Annotated in this window: 15 protein-coding genes; all 15 read right to left on the bottom strand. The window is 69.9% G+C overall.

Features of this window, described 5'->3' with window-relative positions; all coding sequences use genetic code 11:
• Positions 1-33 precede the first annotated feature (33 nt).
• Positions 34-3,624: a DNA polymerase III subunit alpha gene (gene dnaE / locus K5L01_RS06555; RefSeq protein ID WP_250063015.1), complete on the bottom strand. Its 3,591-nt coding sequence runs from the start codon at positions 3,622-3,624 to the stop codon at positions 34-36.
• Positions 3,625-3,763: 139 nt separating this feature from the next.
• Positions 3,764-4,429 (bottom strand): ribonuclease HII, encoded by a 666-nt coding sequence (locus tag K5L01_RS06550; RefSeq protein WP_250063012.1) that lies wholly within the window; start codon positions 4,427-4,429, stop codon positions 3,764-3,766.
• Positions 4,426-5,685, bottom strand: coding sequence for a lipid-A-disaccharide synthase (gene lpxB, locus K5L01_RS06545; protein WP_250063010.1), 1,260 nt, complete (start codon positions 5,683-5,685; stop codon positions 4,426-4,428). Before lpxB ends, K5L01_RS06550 begins: the two co-directional genes overlap by 4 nt.
• On the bottom strand, positions 5,682-6,473 hold the full coding sequence (gene lpxA / locus K5L01_RS06540) for an acyl-ACP--UDP-N-acetylglucosamine O-acyltransferase (protein ID WP_250063008.1): 792 nt from the start codon (positions 6,471-6,473) through the stop codon (positions 5,682-5,684). Before lpxA ends, lpxB begins: the two co-directional genes overlap by 4 nt.
• A 19-nt stretch (positions 6,474-6,492) precedes the next feature.
• Positions 6,493-6,951 carry a 3-hydroxyacyl-ACP dehydratase FabZ gene (gene fabZ, locus K5L01_RS06535; protein WP_250063006.1) on the bottom strand — a complete coding sequence of 153 codons (459 nt, stop codon included), beginning with the start codon at positions 6,949-6,951 and terminating at the stop codon, positions 6,493-6,495.
• Entirely contained in the window at positions 6,948-7,970 is a 1,023-nt protein-coding gene (gene lpxD, locus K5L01_RS06530) for a UDP-3-O-(3-hydroxymyristoyl)glucosamine N-acyltransferase (RefSeq protein ID WP_250063004.1), read from the bottom strand. The genes fabZ and lpxD overlap by 4 nt, the downstream gene beginning before the upstream one ends.
• A gap of 218 nt (positions 7,971-8,188) precedes the next feature.
• A complete protein-coding gene (bamA, locus tag K5L01_RS06525; protein WP_250063002.1) occupies positions 8,189-10,654 on the bottom strand; it encodes an outer membrane protein assembly factor BamA in 2,466 nt (821 codons plus the stop codon).
• Between the two features lie 72 nt (positions 10,655-10,726).
• Positions 10,727-12,091, bottom strand: coding sequence for an RIP metalloprotease RseP (rseP, locus tag K5L01_RS06520; protein WP_250062999.1), 1,365 nt, complete (start codon positions 12,089-12,091; stop codon positions 10,727-10,729).
• Between the two features lie 26 nt (positions 12,092-12,117).
• Positions 12,118-13,347 (bottom strand): 1-deoxy-D-xylulose-5-phosphate reductoisomerase, encoded by a 1,230-nt coding sequence (dxr, locus tag K5L01_RS06515; RefSeq protein ID WP_250062997.1) that lies wholly within the window; start codon positions 13,345-13,347, stop codon positions 12,118-12,120.
• A gap of 1 nt (position 13,348) precedes the next feature.
• On the bottom strand, positions 13,349-14,173 hold the full coding sequence (locus tag K5L01_RS06510) for a phosphatidate cytidylyltransferase (protein ID WP_250062995.1): 825 nt from the start codon (positions 14,171-14,173) through the stop codon (positions 13,349-13,351).
• The gene (uppS, locus tag K5L01_RS06505) at positions 14,170-14,943 is read right to left on the bottom strand and encodes a polyprenyl diphosphate synthase (RefSeq protein WP_425603838.1); all 774 of its coding nucleotides are present in this window, start codon (positions 14,941-14,943) and stop codon (positions 14,170-14,172) included. The genes K5L01_RS06510 and uppS overlap by 4 nt, the downstream gene beginning before the upstream one ends.
• Before the next feature lie 4 nt (positions 14,944-14,947).
• Positions 14,948-15,505, bottom strand: a complete 558-nt coding sequence (gene frr, locus K5L01_RS06500) for a ribosome recycling factor (RefSeq protein ID WP_250062993.1) — start codon at positions 15,503-15,505, stop codon at positions 14,948-14,950.
• Between the two features lie 154 nt (positions 15,506-15,659).
• The gene (pyrH, locus tag K5L01_RS06495) at positions 15,660-16,388 is read right to left on the bottom strand and encodes a UMP kinase (RefSeq protein ID WP_250062991.1); all 729 of its coding nucleotides are present in this window, start codon (positions 16,386-16,388) and stop codon (positions 15,660-15,662) included.
• Between the two features lie 270 nt (positions 16,389-16,658).
• Positions 16,659-17,540 (bottom strand): translation elongation factor Ts, encoded by an 882-nt coding sequence (gene tsf, locus K5L01_RS06490; protein ID WP_250062989.1) that lies wholly within the window; start codon positions 17,538-17,540, stop codon positions 16,659-16,661.
• Between the two features lie 132 nt (positions 17,541-17,672).
• Positions 17,673-18,479, bottom strand: a complete 807-nt coding sequence (gene rpsB / locus K5L01_RS06485; RefSeq protein WP_250062987.1) for a 30S ribosomal protein S2 — start codon at positions 18,477-18,479, stop codon at positions 17,673-17,675.
• Positions 18,480-18,819 lie beyond the last annotated feature (340 nt).

Raw genomic sequence — 18,819 nt, 5'->3', positions numbered from 1 at the left:
CCGGCGCGGGGAGGCGGCAGGCCATGCGGCGCCTCAGGTGGCCCAGGGCGGGCTGTAGGCCAGCTTGACGCGGCGTACCGCCGGGTCTTCGCGCAGGGCGTCGAGCAGCTGGGTGCTGGCGCGGATCGCACCGCCGCCGCCCAGGTCGAGCATGCCGGCGATGCCGCCGTCCGTCCCCTGCAGCAGCAGGTCCAGCCGCAGCGGCGTGCGTCCGGGGCGGTGGGCCGCCAGCAGGGGGTCGATCCGCTGCCAGATCGGGCCGCCGCGGCCGTCCACGCGCAGCGACAGGCGCACCGCATGGTCGGCGCACAGCTGCTCGAAGTCCCAGCACTGGCGGATGCGCAGCGCATAGCCGCCGTTGAACTCGTCCTCGCGCAGACCGCCCTTGACCACCAGGATGCGGTCCTTGGTCATCAGGTGGCCGAATTCGGCCAGGCCATCGGAAAAGGCGCTGCATTCCACCCGGCCCTTGCCATCCTCCAGCTGCATGAAGACCTGGCTGTCGCCCTTGCGGCGCACGCCCACGACCATGCCGGCCAGGATCACCTGGCTCTCCTGGCGCCAGCCGCGCTTCTCACCGTCGCGCGGCGGCGGGGCCGGCGCGACCAGCTTGTCCAGCGCGCCCAGGTCGGTGCCGACCAGCTCCTTGACGTCCTCGGCATACGGGTCGAAGGGGTGCCCGCTGAGGTAGAAACCGAGGGTCTCGCGCTCGCCGTTGAGCAGCTGCGCCACGGGCCACTCGCGGCTTTCCGGCAGCTCCAGCCGCGCGGCCGAGTTGACCGGGTCGGGGGCGCCGAACAGCGAATTCTGTCCGGAGGCCTTCTCGCGCGCCATCTGGTCGGTGGCCTTGAGCACTTCCGGCAGCTGCAGCATCAGCGAGGCGCGGTTGCGGCCCAGGCCGTCGAGCGCGCCGCACAGGATCATCGCCTCCAAGGTGCGGCGGTTGAGCTTGGCGCTCTCCACGCGGGTGCAGAAGTCCAGCAGCGTGGCGAACTCGCCGCCGCGCTGGCGCTCGGCGACCACCGCTTCGCAGGCGGCCTGGCCGACGCCCTTGATCGCCCCCAGCCCGTAGCGGATGGTGTCCGGGCCGGCGGCTTCGAACATGTAGGCCGATTCGTTGACCCGCGGCGGCAGCACGCTCAGGCCGAGGTTGCGCACCTCGGCGAGGAAGCCGACCACCTTGTCGGTGTTGTCCATGTCCGAGGAGAGGGTCGCGGCCATGAACTCGGCGGGGTAGTGGCGCTTGAGCCAGGCGGTCTGGTAGCTGACCAGGGCATACGCGGCGGCGTGCGACTTGTTGAAGCCGTAGCCGGCGAACTTCTCCATCAGGTCGAAGATCTCGTCGGCCTTGGGGCCGTCGACGCCGCCCTTGGCCGCGCCCTCGCGGAAGATCTCGCGGTGCTTGGCCATTTCCGCCGGCACCTTCTTGCCCATCGCGCGGCGCAGCAGGTCGGCGCCGCCCAGCGAGTAGCCGCCGACGATCTGCGCCATCTGCATCACCTGCTCCTGGTACACCATGATGCCGTAGGTGTCGCTCAGGATGGCCTCGGTGCGCGGGTCGGGATAGACGATCTCCTCCTGCCCGTGCTTGCGCGCGTTGAACGACGGGATCAGGTCCATCGGCCCGGGACGGTACAGCGACACCAGGGCGATCAGGTCCTCGAACCGGTCCGGCCGCGCGTCCTTGAGCAGGCGGCGCATGCCCGAGGATTCGAACTGGAACACCGCGCCGGTGTTGCCGTTGGCGAATACGCCGGTATAGGTCGGGGCGTCGTCGAGCGGGATGGTGGCGATGTCCACCGGCGGGATGCCGGCGCGCTCATGGCGCTTGTTGATCGCCTTCACCGCCCAGTCGATGATGGTCAGCGTGCGCAGGCCGAGGAAGTCGAACTTCACCAGGCCGACTTCCTCGACGTCGTTCTTGTCGAACTGGGTGACCGGGTTCTTGCCCAGGCTGCCCTCGTCGTGTTCGGCGTACAGCGGGCAGAACTCGCTCAGCGGCTCGGGCCCGATCACCACGCCGCCGGCGTGCTTGCCGGCGTTGCGGGTCAGGTCCTCCAGCTGCAGGGCCAGGTCGATCAGGTCGCGGACGTCGTCCTCGCTGGTGTAGCGCTGGATCAGTTCGGCCGAGGCCATTTCTGAATCCGCGCCTTCCTTGCCCCGGCCCAGCGCGTCCTTCAGGCCGATGCCGAGGATGTTGGGGATCAGCTTGGACACGCCGTCGACCAGGCCGTACGGCAGCCCGAGCACGCGTCCGGAGTCGCGCACCACCGCCTTGGCGGCCATGGTGCCGTAGGTGATGATCTGGCTGACGCGTTCGCGGCCGTACTTGCGCGCGACATAGTCGATCACCTCGTCGCGCCGGTCCATGCAGAAGTCGATGTCGAAGTCGGGCATCGACACCCGCTCCGGGTTGAGGAAGCGCTCGAACAGCAGGTTGTACGGCAGCGGGTCCAGGTCGGTGATCTTCAGCGCCCAGGCCACCAGCGAGCCGGCGCCCGAGCCGCGGCCCGGGCCGATCGGGATGCCCTGGTTCTTTCCCCACTGGATGAAGTCGGCCACGATCAGGAAGTAGCCGGGGAAGCCCATCTTGATGATGGTGTCGAGCTCGAACTCCAGCCGCGCGACGTAGTCCTCGCGGCGCATGCCCGGGGCCAGCGGGGTCTTCTCCAGACGCTCGTCCAGGCCGTCGCGCGACATCTTCCGGATCCAGGTATCCAGGGTCTCGTCGTCGGGCACCGGATAGTTGGGCAGGAAGTAGGTGCCCAGCCGCATTTCCAGGTTGCAGCGCTGCGCCAGCGCCAGGGTGTTGTCGATGGCGTCGGGGATGTCGGCGAACAGCTCGCACATCTGCTGGGGCGACTTCAGGTACTGCTCGCGGCTGTACTCGCGCGGGCGCTTGGGGTCGTCCAGCACGCGGCCGGTGGAGATGCACACGCGCGCTTCGTGGGCGTCGAAGTCCTCCGGCGACAGGAAGCGCACGTCGTTGCTGGCGACCACCGGCAGGCCGCGCTGGCCGGCGGCCATCAGCGCGAACTGGTTGAAGGCTTCCTCGCCGTCGCGGCCGGTGCGGGTCAGCTCCAGGTGCAGGCCATCGCCGAACACGCGCTGCCAGTCGGCCAGCTGCTGTTCGGCCAGGTCGTGGCGGCCCTCGCTGGCCAGGCGGCCGGCCAGGCTCTGGCGGCCGGCCAGCGCGAACAGGTTGTGGCAGCCTTCCTTGAGCCAGTGCGGATGCACCGCCACGCCGCCCTCCATGCGGTGGCCTTCCAGCCAGGCGCGGCTGATCAGGCGCGACAGGCTCAGGTAGCCCTCGCGGTCGCGGCACAGCAGGGTCAGGCGCCAGGGCGCGTGACCGTCCTCGGCGATCAGCAGGTCGGCGCCGGCGATCGGCTTGATGCCCACGCCCTCGGCGGCCTTGTAGAACTTCACCAGCGCGAACAGGTTGTTCAGGTCGGTGACCGCCAGCGCCGGCGCTCCCATCTCCACCGAGCGGCTGAGGAGGTTGGCCTGCTTGGCCTTCGCCGGGTCGGCCTGGTCCGGCTTGGCCGGCACGCGGAGGGTGGAGTCCACCAGCGAGAATTCGGTGTGGACGTGGAGATGGACGAAGCGGGAAGTAGTGGACATGCCGGACCAGAAGGTTGCCGGAGCAGGGTAGCGACGGCGGGAACGGGGAACAAGGGCCGCCCGCGGGACGGAGCGGGCCCGTGCGGGCCCGCACGCGGGAGGCGTGCGCGCGGCGGCGCTGGGAGCCGGGCGCCCGACCTTACCCTGGGGGCCGGCCGCGGGCCGCGTCGAGTGCCTGGCGCACCGGTGCGAAGGAGCGCCGGTGCGCGGGGCAGGGGCCGTGGGCCTTCAGCGCCGCCAGGTGGGCCGGGGTGCCGTAGCCCTTGTGCTGGGCGAAGCCGTACTCGGGGTGGCGCAGGTGCAGCGCCTGCATGTAGCGGTCACGGCTGACCTTGGCCAGGATCGAGGCGGCCATGATCGAGCGGTCGAGAGCGTCGCCGCCGACCAGGGCTTCGGCCGGGCACGGCAGGCCCTTGGGGAGCGTGTTGCCGTCGATGCGCGCGAACCCGGCGACGTGGGCGACCCCTTCCACCGCCCGGCGCATGCCCTGCAGGGTGGCCTGGAGGATGTTCAGGCTGTCGATCTCGGCCACCTCCACCAGCACGATGCAGTGGGCCAGCGCACGCTCGAGAATGCGCTCGTAGAGCTGCTCGCGGCGCGCGGCGGTCAACGCCTTGGAGTCGTCCAGGCCATTGAGGCGCGGCCGTTGCGGATCGAACACCACCGCGGCCACGGCGACCGGCCCGGCCAGCGGCCCGCGGCCGGCCTCGTCGACCCCCGCAACCAGGCGCGGCGCCTGCCGCGCATCCAGCGCGGCGTCGTCGAACAGCAGCAGTGCCGCCATGGCAGGGCCCTGCCGGCTCATGCCGCGGGCGCGGCCAGCAGGCCGGCCACCGCGTCGGCGGCGCGCGCCGAGGCGTCCTGGCGCAGCTGCAGGTGCAGGCGCTGGTAGGGGTCCTGCAGCCCGGCCACGCGGTCGGGCCGCTGGAACCAGTCCAGCACCGCCGCCGACAGGCGTTCCGGCGTGCAGTCGTGCTGGATCAGCTCCGGGGCGAGGTCGCGGCCGGCCAGCACGTTGGGCAGGGCATAGCGGTCCACCTTGACCAGCTTCAGCGCCTTGGCGATTCGGTAGGTGAGCGCGGCGACCCGGTAGCCGACCACCATCGGCCGCTTGACCAGCATGGTCTCCAGGGTGGCGGTGCCGGAGGCGAGCAGCACCACGTCGGCGGCGGTCACCGTGTCGCGGGCGCGGCCGTCGATCACGTGCAGGCGTGCCGCGGGCAGCGCCGAAGCGGCGATCTGCTGGTCGATCAGGCGGCGGCAGGCGGCGTTGGCCGCGGGCACCACGATATGCAGTTCGGGCATGCGCTCGGCCACCTGCCAAGCGGCCTCGAAGAAGGCCGGGCCGAGCCGGCCGATCTCGCCCAGGCGGCTGCCGGGCAGCACCGCCAGCACCGGCGCGGTGGCCGGCAGGGCGAGTCGGGTACGGGCGTCGGCGCGATCGCTGTGCAGCGGGATGGCATCGGCCATGGGGTGGCCGACGAAACGCGCATCGACGCCATGCTGGGCGTAGATCGGCGGCTCCATCGGGAACAGGCACAGCACCAGGTCGGCGCTGGCGCCGATCTTCTCGGCGCGCTTCTCGCGCCAGGCCCAGACCGACGGGCTGACGTAATGCACGGTACGGATGCCGCGCTGCTTGAGCCAGCGCTCCACGCCGAGGTTGAAATCGGGGGCGTCGATGCCGATGAACACGTCCGGGCGCCACTCCAGGGTGCGCTGGCGGAACGCGCGGCGCAGCTTCAGCAGGCGCGGCAGGTGGCGCAGGATCTCGGTCAGGCCCATCACCGCCAGTTCGCTGGCGTCGAACCAGGTCTGGCAGCCGGCATCGCGCATCGCGTCGCCGCCTATTCCGGCGAACTCGGCGTCCGGGAAGCGCTGGCGCAGGCCGGCGATCAGTCCTGCGCCGAGGAGGTCCCCGGAGGTCTCGCCGGCGACCAGCGCGATCCGCGGCGCGCGGCGGATCGCGTGGCCCGCGGTGGCGGCACCGGGAGCAGGCGTGGCCGGGCCCGGCGCGCGGGCCGGGCCGGTGCCGCTTCCGTTGTCGCCGCTGGGCTTCATCGCTGCAGCGGACGGTCGGAGTGTTCGATGAACTCCAGCATCTGCCGCACGTCGTCGCTGTCGCGCGCCTGTTCGGCCAGCTGCTGCTTGGCTTCGGCCAGCGGTATCCCGGCCACGTACAGCGTGCGGTACGCGCGCTTGATGGCGCTGATGCGGGTGGCGTCGAAGCCGCGCCGCTTCAGACCTTCGCTGTTGATGCCGCGCGGCCGCCCGTGGCCGTCGATGCCGACCATGGTGAACGGCGGGATGTCGCCGGTGCACAGCGCCCCCATGCCGAGGAAGGCGTGGTCGCCGATGCGGCAGAACTGGTGGGCGCCGGCGAAGCCGCTGATGATCACCCAGTTACCGATGCTGACATGGCCGGCCAGCGTGGTGTTGTTGGAGAACACGCAATGGTCGGCGACATGGCAATCGTGGGCCACGTGGGTGTAGGCCAGCAGCCAGTTGTCGTTGCCGAGGGTGGTGAGGCCGCCGCCACCGGCGGTGCCGCGGTTGACCGTGACGAATTCGCGGAACACGTTGCGGTCGCCGATCACCAGCTCGGTGCGCTCGCCGGCGTACTTCTTGTCCTGCGGCTCGCCGCCGATGGCAGCGTGGCCGATGAAGCGGTTGTCGCGGCCGATGCGGGTGGGACCGTGGATGCTGCAGTGCGGGCCGACCACGGTGCCGGCGCCGATCTCGACATCGGCGCCGATCAGGCTGAACGCCCCGACGCGGACATCGTCGGCCAGCCGGGCCGCCGGATCGACGACCGCGGTGGGGTGGATCAGGGGGGCGCTCTGGCTCATGCGCGGGCTCCAGTGGGGATCATTCGCGGGTGCCGGCGCACAGCACCTCGGCGTGCGCCACGACTTCGCCGTCGACCTTGGCCTCGCCGTAGTAGACGGCCATGTTGCGGATCACGCGCTTGACCTGCACGTGCAGCTCCAGCACGTCGCCGGGCACCACCTGCTTCATGAAGCGCACGTTGTCCACCTTGACCAGGTAGAACAGCTTGGACTGCGCGTCGCGGCCGAGGCTGAGCTGGGTCAGCACGCCGCCGGCCTGTGCCAGCGCCTCGATGATGAGCACGCCCGGCATGATCGGCTGGGTCGGGAAGTGGCCCTGGAAGAACGGCTCGTTGATGCTGACGTTCTTGTGCGCGACGATCGTCCGGGCCTCGGTGTCCAGGGCCACGACCTTGTCCACCAGCAGGAACGGGTAGCGGTGCGGGATCAGCGTGCGGACGGTGTTGACGTCGATGGGCAGCGGCAGGGGCGAGTTCATTCCTTCTCCTTGCTCACAGCCAGGACCCGGCGTGCCAGGTTGTCCAGCTGTTTGAAGCGCGCGGCATTCTTGCGCCACGTGCGGTTGTCGGTCAGAGGGGTGCCGGACGAGTATTCGCCCGGTTCGGTAATCGAGTTGCGTACCACCGAGCGCCCGGTGACGACGACGTGGTCGCAGATCTCCAGGTGCCCGACCACGCCGACCGCGCCGCCGAGCAGGCAGTAGCGGCCGATGCGGGCGCTGCCGGCGATGCCGGTGTTGCCGGCGATGGCCGAGTGCGCGCCGATGTGGCAGTTGTGGGCGATCTGCACCAGGTTGTCCAGGCGCACGTCCTCTTCCAGGACGGTGTCCTCCAGTGCGCCGCGGTCCACGCAGGTGTTGGCGCCGATCTCGCAGTCGTCGCCGATGCGCACGCCGCCCAGCTGCGGCACCTTGATCCAGCGTCCGGCATCCATGGCCAGGCCGAAGCCGTCCGCGCCCAGGACCGCGCCGGGGTGGATGCGCACGCGGCGGCCCAGGTGGACGCGGGTCACCAGGGTGACCCGGGCGATCAGCTCGCAGCCGGCCTGGAGCGTGCAGTCCTCGCCGATGAGGCTGCCGCTGCCGACGATGCAGTTCTCGCCGACCACGCTGCGCGCGCCGATGCTGACGAACGGGCCGACATGGGCGCTGGCGGCGACCTGCGCCGACGGGTCCACCACCGCGCTGGGATGGATGCCGGGCGCGCGCAGCGGCACCGCCTCGAACAGCGCGCCGATCTTGGCGAAGGCGGTGTAGGGATCCTTGGCCACCAGCGCGGTGCCGGGCGCATCGCCGGCATCGTCGGCACGCAGCACGACGATGGAGGCCTGGCTGTCGGCCAGCTGCGCGCGGTAGCGGGGGTTGGCCAGGAAGGTCAGCTGGCCGGGGCCGGCATGGGCCAGTGTGGCCACGCCATGGATCGCGGTGGACGGATCGCCGTGCACCTGCAGACCGAAGCGGTCGGCCAGTTCCTGTGCGGTATGGGTTGGAGTATTCACGCCGGGAGTTTAGCGCCTGGACGTGGCGCGGTCATGCGGCGGCAGCCAGGAGCCCGCGTGGGCGCGGGGAGCGGCCGGACCGTTCTGGAGGAAAGCCCCCCTTGGTGAAGGGGGCGCGCCGAAGGCGGGGGAATCGGAAGGCAAGAACGCGCCCCACCGTTCCGCCATCACGGAACGATGGATACCCGGGGCAACGCCCCGGGTGCGCGGGCAGTCCGTCAGAACTGTCCGCCGAAGGTGAACTGCAGCCGCTCGATCTCGTCGCCGTCCTTCTTCTTCAGCGGGAACGCATAGCTGATCGAGATCGGGCCCACCGGTGCGCGCCAGAGCAGGGCGACGCCGGCCGATGCGCGCAGCTCGCCGGTATCGAAGTCGCTGGTGCCGTTGTAGACGTTGCCGAAGTCAAGGAAGGTCGAGACCCGCGCCGAGGGGCTGTCGAACAGCTTCGGGAAATAGGCCTCGATCGCACCGACGGTCTTGACCGAGCCGCCCAGCGGCTGGCCGCGGTAGTAGCCGCCGATGGGCTCCGAGCGCGGTCCGAGGGTATTGTCGCGGAAGCCGCGCACCGAGTTGGTGCCACCGGCGTAGAAGTTCTCGAAGAACGGCAGGCCGCTGGCCCTGACCTGGCGGTGGTGGGCGGTCGGGTTGGTGGCGCAGTCGACCACCTCGGTGGTGTCCGGGGTGCGTTCGGTCGCCGGGGTGGTGCCGGTGGCCGGGGTGCCGGGCTTGCCCGGGATCACGTTCCAGCAGATGTCGCGGACCTTGTCGCTGCCGTACGAATCGCCGTAGCCCAGTTCCACGCGGGTGTTGATGACCAGCGACGGCATGATCGGCCAGTACTTGGAGAACTGGTAGTTGAGCTTGTAGTACTCCACGGTGGACCCGGGCAGCGTGGCTTCCAGGCCCAGGCGCTGGTAGGTACCGCGGGTCGGCATGAAGTAGTCGTTGCGGGTGTCGCGGGCCCAGCCCAGCTCGGTGCGCCAGGAGTGGAAGGTCTTGTTCCCGACGGCGTTGATGTAATCGATGATCGCCACCGGGGTGTAGCGGGGGTAAGTGGTGATCTGGTTGCTGTCGATGCCGAACATCAGCGAGAAGCTGTCGTTCTCGGTGATCGGCACGCCGAACACCATCTGCGCGGCACCGTTGGTGCTGTTGTACTGCGCGGTGTTGAAGTCGGAATAGTCCAGTTCGCGCCAGGACAGGTTGTAGCCCAGCGAGACGCCGTCGTCGGTGAAGTACGGGTTCATGTATGAGAAGCCGTAACGCTGCAGGTAGCTGCTGCGCGAGGCCTCCACCGAAACCCGGTTGCCGCCGCCGAGGAAGTTGTTCTGCGACAGCTGCACCGAGGTGGTCATGCCGTAGGACTGCGAGTAGCCCAGGCCGAACACGAAGCTGCCCGAGGTGGTTTCCTTGACGTTGTAGACCACGTCGACCTGGTCGTTGCTGCCGGTGACCGGGGAGGTCTCCACATCGACCGATTCGAAATAGCCCAGGCGCTGCAGGCGGATCTTGGAACGGTCGATCGCCGCCTGCGAGTACCAGGCGTTCTCGAACTGGCGCATCTCGCGGCGCAGCACCTCGTCGGCGGTGCGGGTGTTGCCCTTGAACACGATGCGGCGCACCGCCACGCGCGGGCCCGGCACCACCTGCATGTTGACCGCCACGGTGCGCTCGGCGCGGTTGCTGGTCGGGATCGGGTTGACCTTGGCGAAGGCGTAGCCGACGTTGGACAGGCTGTTGGTGATGGCGTCGGCGCTGAACTCCAGCAGGCCGCGCGAGAAGGTGTCGCCGGCCTTCTGGAACACCATGCGTTCGACCTCCTCCTGCGGGAGGATGGTCTCGCCGGTCACCTTGATCTCGGAGATCTTGTACTGCTCGCCCTCGCTGACGCCGGCGGTGATGAACATGTCGCGCTTGTCGGGACTGATCGAGACCTGGGTGGAATCGATGCTGAAATCGACATAGCCGCGGTCCAGGTACCAGGAGTTCAGCTTCTCCAGGTCGCCGGACAGCTTTTCCTTGGAGTACTGGTCGTCGCGGCGGTACCACGATGCCCAGTTGTGCTCCTTGGACTCCCAGGTGTCGAGGATGTCGCGGCCGTCGAACTTCTCGGTGCCGACCAGGTTGACGTGGCGGATCTTGGCCGCCTTGCCTTCCTTGACGGCAATGGCGACGTCGACGCGGTTGCGGTCCAGCGGGCTCACCGTCGGGGTGATCTCCACGGTGTACTTGCCGCGGTCGTTGTACTGGCGGCGCAGCTCCTGGGTCACCCGGTCCAGGCTCAGGCGGTCGAAGGTGCCGCCCTCGCTCAGGCCGATGTCGCTCAGGCCCTTGAGCAGCTGCTCGGTCTTGATGTCCTTGTTGCCGGTGACGGTCAGCTTGTTGATCGCCGGGCGCTCCTTGACCGTGACCACCAGGATGTCGCCCTGGCGGTCCAGCTGCACGTCCTCGAAGAAGCCGGTCTTGTACAGCGCACGGATGGTGTCACCCACCTTGGTGTCATCGACCCGGTCGCCGCGCTCCACCGGCAGGTAGGTGAAGACGGTACCGGAGGAGATGCGCTGCAGGCCGTCCACGCGGATGTCGCTGGCGGTGAAGGGCTCGGCGGCCTGCGCGAGCGCGGGCACGGCCAGGCCGGCGGCGAGGGCGAGGGCAAGCAGGCGGCGATTGGGAAGTCGCGTCATGTCACGTCCGGTTGGAGTCGATTTCAGTGGTGCGTGGGTGCCGGCGCATGGCGACGTCAGCGGGAATGAGGGTCATCGCGCGACCAGGCCGAGGATGTCGTTGTAGAACGCCAGCCCCATCAGCCCGGCCAGCAGGGCCAGGCCAAGGTATTGCCCGGTGGCCATGGCACGCTCGCTCAACGGGCTGCCCTTGACCAACTCGATAAGGTAATACAGCAGGTGACCGCCGTCCAAGATGGGGATCGGCAGCAGGTTGATGATGCACAGGCTCAGCGACAGCAGCGCCAGGAAGTACAGGAACCAGTCCAGCCCGCGCTCGGCCGAGGCATTGGCGACGCGGGCGATGGTGATCGGGCCGGAGATGTTCTTGACCGAGGCGTGCCCGGTGAGCATCCGCCGCATCATGCCCAGCGAATCGCCGGCCAGGCGGGCGGTTTCGCGCGCGGCGGCGGGCAGGGCCGCCAGCGGGCCGTACTGCTGGCGGGCGTCGTAGGCCGGGGCCTGGCCCTGGGCGAAACCCACCCCGATCAGCCAGCGTGGCGCGGCCGGGCCGGCTTCGGCAGCGGCCCGGTGCGGACGCAGCTCCAGTGCCAGCCGTTGGCCGTCGCGCTCGACCTCGATCATGCCGTTGCCGCCGCGTTCGCCCAGCTGTTGCACCAGCGGCGCCACCTGGTCGGCACTTTCCACGCGCTGGCCGTCGATGGCCAGGATCAGGTCGCCGGGGCGCAGCACGCCGCTGGCGGCGGACTGCTCGACCACCGAGTCGACCTGCGCCGGCTGCAGCCAGAACTGCCAGAGCAGGCCGGCCTGCACCGGCACGGTGCGCTCGTCGAAGCCGGCCGGCAGCGACGACAGCGGAAGCACCCGGGTCCGGGCGTTGCCGAGCGCATCCTGTACCCGCAGCCGGGCGTCCTGCCGGTCCATCGCCGCGGTGGTGAGGGCCATGCTGGCCTCGCCCCAGGTGGCGACGGTGCGGCCGTCCACGTCGAGGATGCGGTCGCCGGAGGCCAGGCCCGCGGCGGCGGCCATGCCGGTGGTGCGGCCGAGGGTCGCCGAATAGTCCTGGCGGCCGATCACGAACATCGCCCACAGCAGGGCGATGCACAGCAGCAGGTTGGCGATCGGACCGGCGGCGACGATGGCGATGCGCTGGCCGACGCGCTTGTTGTTGAAGGCGGCCATGCGCTCGCCCGCGGGGACCTCGGTCTCGCGCTCGTCGAGCATCTTGACGTAGCCGCCGAGCGGAATGGCGGCAATCGCGAATTCGGTGCCGTTGCGCCCGTGGCGGCTCCACAGCGGGCGGCCGAAGCCGACCGAGAAACGCAGCACCTTCACGCCGCAGCGCCGCGCCACCCAGTAGTGGCCGTATTCGTGGAACGTCACCAGCACGCCGAGGCTGACGATCATCCACCACACCGAGCCGAGCACGTCAGCCATGGGAAGCACCGGATTGGAAGGCGGAATCAGGCATGGGGCAGGCGGGCGATGGCGGTGGTGGTGATCTGGCGGCAGCGGGCATCGGCCGCCAGCAGGGCCTCCAGTGTATCGGCAGCGGTGTCGGGCAGGGCGGACAGGGCCTGTTCGACCAGCTCGGGGATCGACAGGAAGCCTATGCGGCCCTGAAGAAAGGCTGAAACAGCGATTTCGTTGGCTGCGTTCAGGATCGCCGGGGCGCTGCCGCCGGCCTCCAGCGCCTGCCAGGCCAGGCGCAGGCAGGGAAAGGCGTCCAGGTCGGGGGCCTCGAATTCCAGCCGCCCATGGGCCAGCAGGTCGAGCCCGGCGACCCCGGATTCGATGCGCCGCGGCCAGCCCAGGCCGACCGCCAGGGTGGTGCGCATGTCCGGCAGGCCGAGCTGCGCCAGGGTGGAGCCGTCGACGTATTCGACCAGCGAGTGCACCAGGCTCTGGGGGTGCACCAGCACGTCGATGCGCGCGCCCGGCACGTCGAACAGGTGGTGGGCCTCGATGACCTCCAGGCCCTTGTTCATCAGGGTGGCCGAGTCGACCGAGATCTTCGGGCCCATCGACCACTTCGGGTGCGCCACCGCCTGGGCCGGGGTCACCGCCTGCAGGTCGGCGCGCGACCGGCCACGAAATGGTCCCCCGGAGGCGGTCAGCACGAGCCGGCGCACCCCAGCGCCGGCGACACTGGCGTCGCGCGAGCGCAGGCACTGGAAGATCGCGCTGTGCTCGCTGTCGATCGGGATGATTTCCGCGCCGGCGGCCGCGGCCTCGCGGGTCAGCAGTTCGCCGGCCAGTACCAGCGCTTCCTTGTTGGCCAGCAGCAGCCGCTTGCCGGCGCGTGCGGCGGCAAGCGTGGAGGACAGCCCGGCGGCGCCGACGACGGCGGCGACCACGGTGTCGCAGTCCGGGCCGGCGGCGAGCGCGTCGATCGCCTCGGCGCCGGCATGGGCCTCGGTGGCCAGGCTGGCGTCGCGCAGACCGTCGCGCAAGGGGATGTACAGGGCCGGGTCGGCGATGGCGGCATGCTCGGGGCGGTGCGCCTGGCACAGGGCGATCAGCGCCTGCACGTTGCTGCCGGCGGCCAGCACGCTGGCGCGCATCCATCCGCGATGGCGGGCGATGACGTCCAGGGCCGAGGTGCCGATCGAGCCGGTGGCGCCAAGGACCGCGATCCGGCGCGCATCGTCCGCGCCGGCATCGTGCCGCGGGAGGGGCGAAGTGTCGGGCATGTCAGAAACCGAAGATGTCCTTGCCCAGCGCGAACACCGGCAGCGCGGCCAGCACGCCGTCGATGCGGTCCAGCACGCCGCCGTGCCCGGGGATCACGCTGCCCGAGTCCTTGGCGCCGGCATGCCGCTTGAGCAGGCTTTCGAACAGGTCGCCGAGCACCGAGGCCAGCACCGCCAGCGTGGCCACCAGCAGCAGCCCGGGCAGGCCGGCGGCCTGCACCCCCGCGAGCCAGCCGAAACCGGCCGCTACCAGCAGCCCGGCGACCAGCCCGCCCAGCAGGCCCTCGACGGTCTTGTTGGGGCTCACGCGCGGCGCCAGCTTGCGCCTGCCGAACGCGCGGCCGGCGAAGTAGGCGCCCGAATCGGCGGCCCAGACGATCGCCAGCGCGGTCAGCAGCCAGCGGTTGCCGTGGGGTTCGCCGGCATGGATCAGCACCAGGGCCGCCCAGGCCGGGATGATCGCCAGGGTGGCCGCGGCCAGTTTCAGCATCCGCGCCGCACTTTGCTCGCCATGCGCGCCGAAATCGAAGAAGCGCAGCCACAACAGCGCCAGCAGCCAGAAGCCGACGCCGGCCAGCACCGCCAGCTGGAACAGCACCAGGCTGCCGGCCGAGGCCCACACCAGCAGCACCATCAGCAGCAGGTTCAGCACCAGCAGCACCGTGCGCGGCAGGCCGTCCACGCCGGTCAGGCGCAGCCATTCCCACAGGCCGATGAGGAACACCAGAGCGGCGGCGGCGGCCAGCCACTGGGTGGGCAGCAGCAGGATCGCGCAGATGGCCGCGGGGGCCATGATCAGCGCGGTGATGACGCGGGTCTTGGTCATGGGGAAACGGTCTCCGTGGCCGGGGGGGCGACCTGGGCGCTGGTCAGGCCATAGCGGCGTTCGCGCTGGGCGAATGCATCCAGCGCCTGCTGCAGGGTGGCGGCATCGACATCCGGCCACAGCACGTCGGTGAACCACAATTCGGTATAGGCCAGCTGCCAGAGCAGGAAGTTGCTGATCCGGGTGTCGCCGCCGGTGCGGATGAACAGGTCGGGCGGCGGCAGGTCGGCCAGCGCCATGTGCCGGCCCAGCCGCTGTTCGTCGACCTGCTCCGGCAGCAGGGTGCCGGCGGCGACCTGCTCGGCGAGCCGGCGCGCGGCCAGGGCGATGTCCTGGCGGCCACCGTAGCTGGCGGCGATGTTCAGGGTCATGGCGCGGTTGCCCGAGGTCCGCTGTTCGGCGCGCGCCATGCGTTGCGCGATGCCCGGGGAGAAACGCGCGCGTTCGCCGATGAAGCACACCCGGACGTTGCGGCGTTCCAGCTCGTCCACCTCGCGGTCGAGCGCGGCCAGGAACAGCTTCATCAGCGCATCCACCTCGTCCTGCGGGCGTCCCCAGTTCTCGCTGGAGAAGGCGAACAGGGTCAGCACGGCGATGCCGCGCTCCAGGCAGAAGTCGATGGTGCGGTTGACCGCCCGCGCGCCGGCACGGTGGCCGATCATGCGCGGACGCCGCCGCTGCTGCGCCCAGCGGCCGTTGCCATCCATGACGATGGCAAGGTGCGCGGGCTGGCGCGGCACGGGCATGCCGCCGGGCGTGGCGGACGGCATGGGATCAGACCGCCATCAGTTCCTGTTCCTTGAGCTTGACCACCTCGTCGACGTCCTTGATCGCCTTGTCGGTCAGCTTCTGGATGTCGTCCTGGGCACGGCGGTCGTCGTCCTCGGTGATCGCCTTGTCCTTGAGCAGCCTGGCCACTTCCTGGTTGGCGTCGCGGCGGATGTTGCGGATGGCGACCTTGCTGTCCTCGCCTTCCTTGCCCACGGTCTTGGCCAGCTCGCGGCGGCGCTCTTCGGTCAGCGGCGGCAGGTTCAGGCGGATGGTGGTGCCCACGGTGGTGGGGGTCAGGCCGAGGTCGGAGGCGTAGATGGCCTTCTCGACGTCCTTGATCATGCTCTTGTCGAACAGGGTGATGACCAGCGAGCGCCCTTCGGACACGCTGATGCTGGCCACCTGGTTCAGCGGCGTGTCGGTGCCGTAGGCCTTGACCTTGATGCCGTCCAGCAGCGCCGGCGAGGCGCGGCCGGTGCGGATGGTGGTGAGGGTGTGGCGCAGAGCGTCGAGGCTCTTGGCCATGCGCGCCTGCGCATCTTGCTTGATGTCGTTGATCATCGCCGGGGTCCTGGATGTTTCTGGAACCGGCCGATTATAGGCGAACAGCCCCGGCGGCCGGACGGGAATCGAGAGGGCGGCGCGCGCCGGAAACGGGCGCGCACGGGAACCGGCGGCCGTCCGCGGAGCAGGGCGGCCGCCGGGAAAGCGGGGGTCAGTGGGCGTCGCGGCCGTGGACCAGGGTGCCGATGTTCTCGCCGCGCAGGATCTTCAGCAGCTCGCCCGGCTGGCCCATGTCGAACACGCGCAGCGGCAGGTCGCTGTCGCGGGCCAGGGCGAAAGCGGCGGTGTCCATGACTTCCAGCCCCTGGTTGATGACCTGGTCGTAGGTCAGGGTCTGGTAGCGCACCGCGTCGGCGTGCTTGTTCGGGTCCTTGTCGTAGACGCCGTCGACCTTGGTGGCCTTGAGCAGCAGGTCGGCGCCGATCTCGATCGCACGCAGCGCGGCGCCGGAGTCGGTGGTGAAGAACGGATTGCCGGTGCCGGCGGCGAAGATCACCAGCCGGCCCTTTTCCAGGTGGCGGATGGCGCGGCGGCGGATGTAGTCCTCGCACACGTCGTTGATCTTGATCGCGCTCATCACCCGGGCCTTGCCGCCGAGCTTCTCCAGCGCGTCCTGCATCGCCAGGGCGTTGATCACCGTGGCCAGCATGCCCATGTGGTCGCCGGTGACCCGGTCCATGCCGCCGGCGGCCAGGCCGGCGCCGCGGAAGATGTTGCCGCCGCCGACCACCAGCGCCACCTCGGCGCCGGCCTGCTGGGCCTCGATGACCTCACGGGCCAGGCGGTTGATGATCTTGGGGTCGATGCCGTAGTCCTCGTCTCCCATCAGCGCCTCCCCGGAAAGTTTCAGAAGGATGCGTTGGTAGGCGAGCTGGGACATGGCGACCTCGATGGCAGGAAAACGGTGGGGATTCTAACGGATAGCGCGCGTCACGGGCAGCGTCGTGCTGCAGTGCGCAAGCGGTTTTCATGGCGTGCGGCGTGGCGCCGCGGCGCTGCCTGCCGCCGGGCCGGCGCGTTGGCGGGCAGCGCCCGGGGCGGGGCTGCGGCAGGGGCTGAAACGCAGACGCCCGGTGCGCTGCACCGGGCGTCTGGATCGCATTCGGGAGGCCGGTGCCGCCGTGGCGGCCGGCCCCCGGGTGCGGTTGGCTCAGACCTGCATCGCCTTGGCGACTTCGGCGGCGTAGTCCTCCACCACCTTCTCGATGCCTTCGCCGACGGCCAGGCGGATGAAGCCGGCAACGTCGCCGCCGGCGGCCTTCACCGCCTGTTCGACGGTCTTGTCGCTGTCCAGCACGTAGTTCTGGCCGTACAGGGTGACTTCGCCGACGATCTTGTTGATCTTGCCGCTGATGATCTTCTCCAGGATGTCGGCCGGCTTGGCCTTGTCCTTTTCGCTCATCTTGGCCAGTTCGATTTCCTTTTCCTTGGCGATGAAGTCGGCCGGAACGTCGGCCGGCTTGTTGTGCGGCGGGTTCATCGCCGCCACGTGCATGGCCAGGCCGCTGGCCAGTTCGGCGTTGCCGCCGACCAGGTCGACCAGCACGCCGATCTTGCCGTTGGTGTGCACGTAGGCGCCGACGGTGTTGCCGCCGTCGATCCGCGCCAGGCGGCGGATCTGGATGTTCTCGCCGAGCTTCTGGATGGCGGCGGCGCGGGCTTCCTCGACGGTCTCGCCGGAGGCCAGCTTGGCCGACTTCAGGGCTTCGGCATCGGCGGCGCCCGAGGTCAGGGCGGCGGCGGCCACGCCATCGACGAACGCCTTGAAGTTGACGTCGTTGGCGACGAAGTCGGTTTCCGAGTTCACTTCCACCAGCACGGCCTTGCCGCCGTCCTGGGCCAGGCCGATGCGGCCTTCGGCAGTGACGCGGTCGGCCTTCTTGTCGGCCTTGGCGGCGCCGGACTTGCGCAGCGCCTCGGCGGCCGCGTCGATGTCGCCGTTGCTCTCGGTCAGTGCCTTCTTGCACTCCATCATGCCGGCGCCGGTACGCTCGCGCAGCTCCTTGACCAGGGATGCGGTGATTTCAGCCATGGGATTACCTCAACGATAGAAAGGGGCAGGCCGGCAATGGTTGCCGGCCGTTGTTACGTGGCCCTGTCAGCAGCCGCCGCGGAGCGGCGGCGCAGGGGTGCGGGCGCGTCATGGCGCGCCCGCGGGCTTGGGTCAGGCCGAAGCCTCGTCGCCCTTCTTGGCGGCCTTCTTGGCCGGCGCGCGGCGGGCGGGCTTGCCCTCTTCGGCGGCAGCGGCGTCGGCGAACTCTTCCTCGCGCACCGAAGCGGCGTTCGGCGCGGCGGCCTTGCCTTCCAGCACGGCGTCGGCGGCGGCGCGGGCATACAGCTGCACGGCGCGGATGGCGTCATCGTTGCCGGGGATGGCGTAGTCCACCAGCTCCGGGTTGTAGTTGGTGTCGACCACCGCGATCACCGGGATGCCGAGCTTCTTGGCTTCCTTGATGGCGATGTCCTCATGGCCGATGTCGATGACGAAGATCGCGTCGGGCAGGCGGTTCATGTCCTTGATGCCGCCCAGCGAGGCTTCCAGCTTGTCGCGCTCGCGGCGCAGGCCCAGCACTTCGTGCTTGACCAGGCGGTCGAAGCTGCCGTCGGTCTCGCCGGCTTCCAGTTCCTTCAGGCGGGCGACCGACTTCTTCACGGTGACGAAGTTGGTCAGGGTGCCGCCCAGCCAGCGCTGGTTCATGAACGGCATGCCGCACCGCTCGGCTTCTTCCTTGATGGCTTCGCGCGCGCTGCGCTTGGTGCCCAGGAACAGGATGGTGCCGCGCTTCTGGGCAACGGACGAGATGAAGTTCATCGCGTCGTTGAACAGCGGGACGGTCTTTTCCAGGTTGATGATGTGGATCTTGCCGCGGGCGCCGAAGATGTACGGTGCCATCTTGGGATTCCAGTAGCGGGTCTGGTGGCCGAAGTGGACGCCGGCTTCCAGCATCTGACGCATGGTGATCTGGGGCATTGCAGGAACTCCTGATGGGGAGCAGGGGCGCGGTGCACGGGTGGTTTCCGACGTGCCGGCCTTGGCCCTGGACCGCACTGGATGTAGTGGCGGCCCGGCGAAGGGGTGTGCGCATGCTCCGGGGTTGGGCTTCCCCGACGCCTCCGTGGCCGACGACATGCCCCCGGAGCCAGGCTCCTGCGGCACGCGCACCCCGGCACGGATGGGGGCGAAGGGTGTGGATTCACCGGTGACGCCCGGTGTGGGCGGCCCGTGCCGGCACACGGCAGGCAACGGAGCCGCGGAAGTATAGGGCGGCGGCGGCCTGAGCGCAAATGGCCGCCGGGCCGGCGCCGTGCGG

It is taken from the genome of Stenotrophomonas mori (assembly GCF_023556335.1).
GTDB classification, from domain to species: Bacteria; Pseudomonadota; Gammaproteobacteria; order Xanthomonadales; family Xanthomonadaceae; genus Stenotrophomonas; species Stenotrophomonas mori.
This window is presented reverse-complemented; position numbering and strand designations above follow the sequence as displayed.

Bases quoted from the DNA above. Each gene is read 5' to 3' on its own strand.
- fabZ (WP_250063006.1), bottom strand. From the start codon at position 6,951: ATGAACTCGCCCCTGCCGCTGCCCATCGACGTCAACACCGTCCGCACG.
- K5L01_RS06550 (WP_250063012.1), bottom strand. From the start codon at position 4,429: ATGAGCCGGCAGGGCCCTGCCATGGCGGCACTGCTGCTGTTCGACGAC.
- uppS (WP_425603838.1), bottom strand. From the start codon at position 14,943: ATGCCGTCCGCCACGCCCGGCGGCATGCCCGTGCCGCGCCAGCCCGCG.
- rseP (WP_250062999.1), bottom strand. From the start codon at position 12,091: ATGGCTGACGTGCTCGGCTCGGTGTGGTGGATGATCGTCAGCCTCGGC.
- tsf (WP_250062989.1), bottom strand. From the start codon at position 17,540: ATGGCTGAAATCACCGCATCCCTGGTCAAGGAGCTGCGCGAGCGTACC.
- lpxB (WP_250063010.1), bottom strand. From the start codon at position 5,685: ATGAAGCCCAGCGGCGACAACGGAAGCGGCACCGGCCCGGCCCGCGCG.
- rpsB (WP_250062987.1), bottom strand. From the start codon at position 18,479: ATGCCCCAGATCACCATGCGTCAGATGCTGGAAGCCGGCGTCCACTTC.
- dxr (WP_250062997.1), bottom strand. From the start codon at position 13,347: ATGCCCGACACTTCGCCCCTCCCGCGGCACGATGCCGGCGCGGACGAT.
- pyrH (WP_250062991.1), bottom strand. From the start codon at position 16,388: ATGTCCCAGCTCGCCTACCAACGCATCCTTCTGAAACTTTCCGGGGAG.
- lpxA (WP_250063008.1), bottom strand. From the start codon at position 6,473: ATGAGCCAGAGCGCCCCCCTGATCCACCCCACCGCGGTCGTCGATCCG.
- frr (WP_250062993.1), bottom strand. From the start codon at position 15,505: ATGATCAACGACATCAAGCAAGATGCGCAGGCGCGCATGGCCAAGAGC.
- bamA (WP_250063002.1), bottom strand. From the start codon at position 10,654: ATGACGCGACTTCCCAATCGCCGCCTGCTTGCCCTCGCCCTCGCCGCC.
- K5L01_RS06510 (WP_250062995.1), bottom strand. From the start codon at position 14,173: ATGACCAAGACCCGCGTCATCACCGCGCTGATCATGGCCCCCGCGGCC.
- dnaE (WP_250063015.1), bottom strand. From the start codon at position 3,624: ATGTCCACTACTTCCCGCTTCGTCCATCTCCACGTCCACACCGAATTC.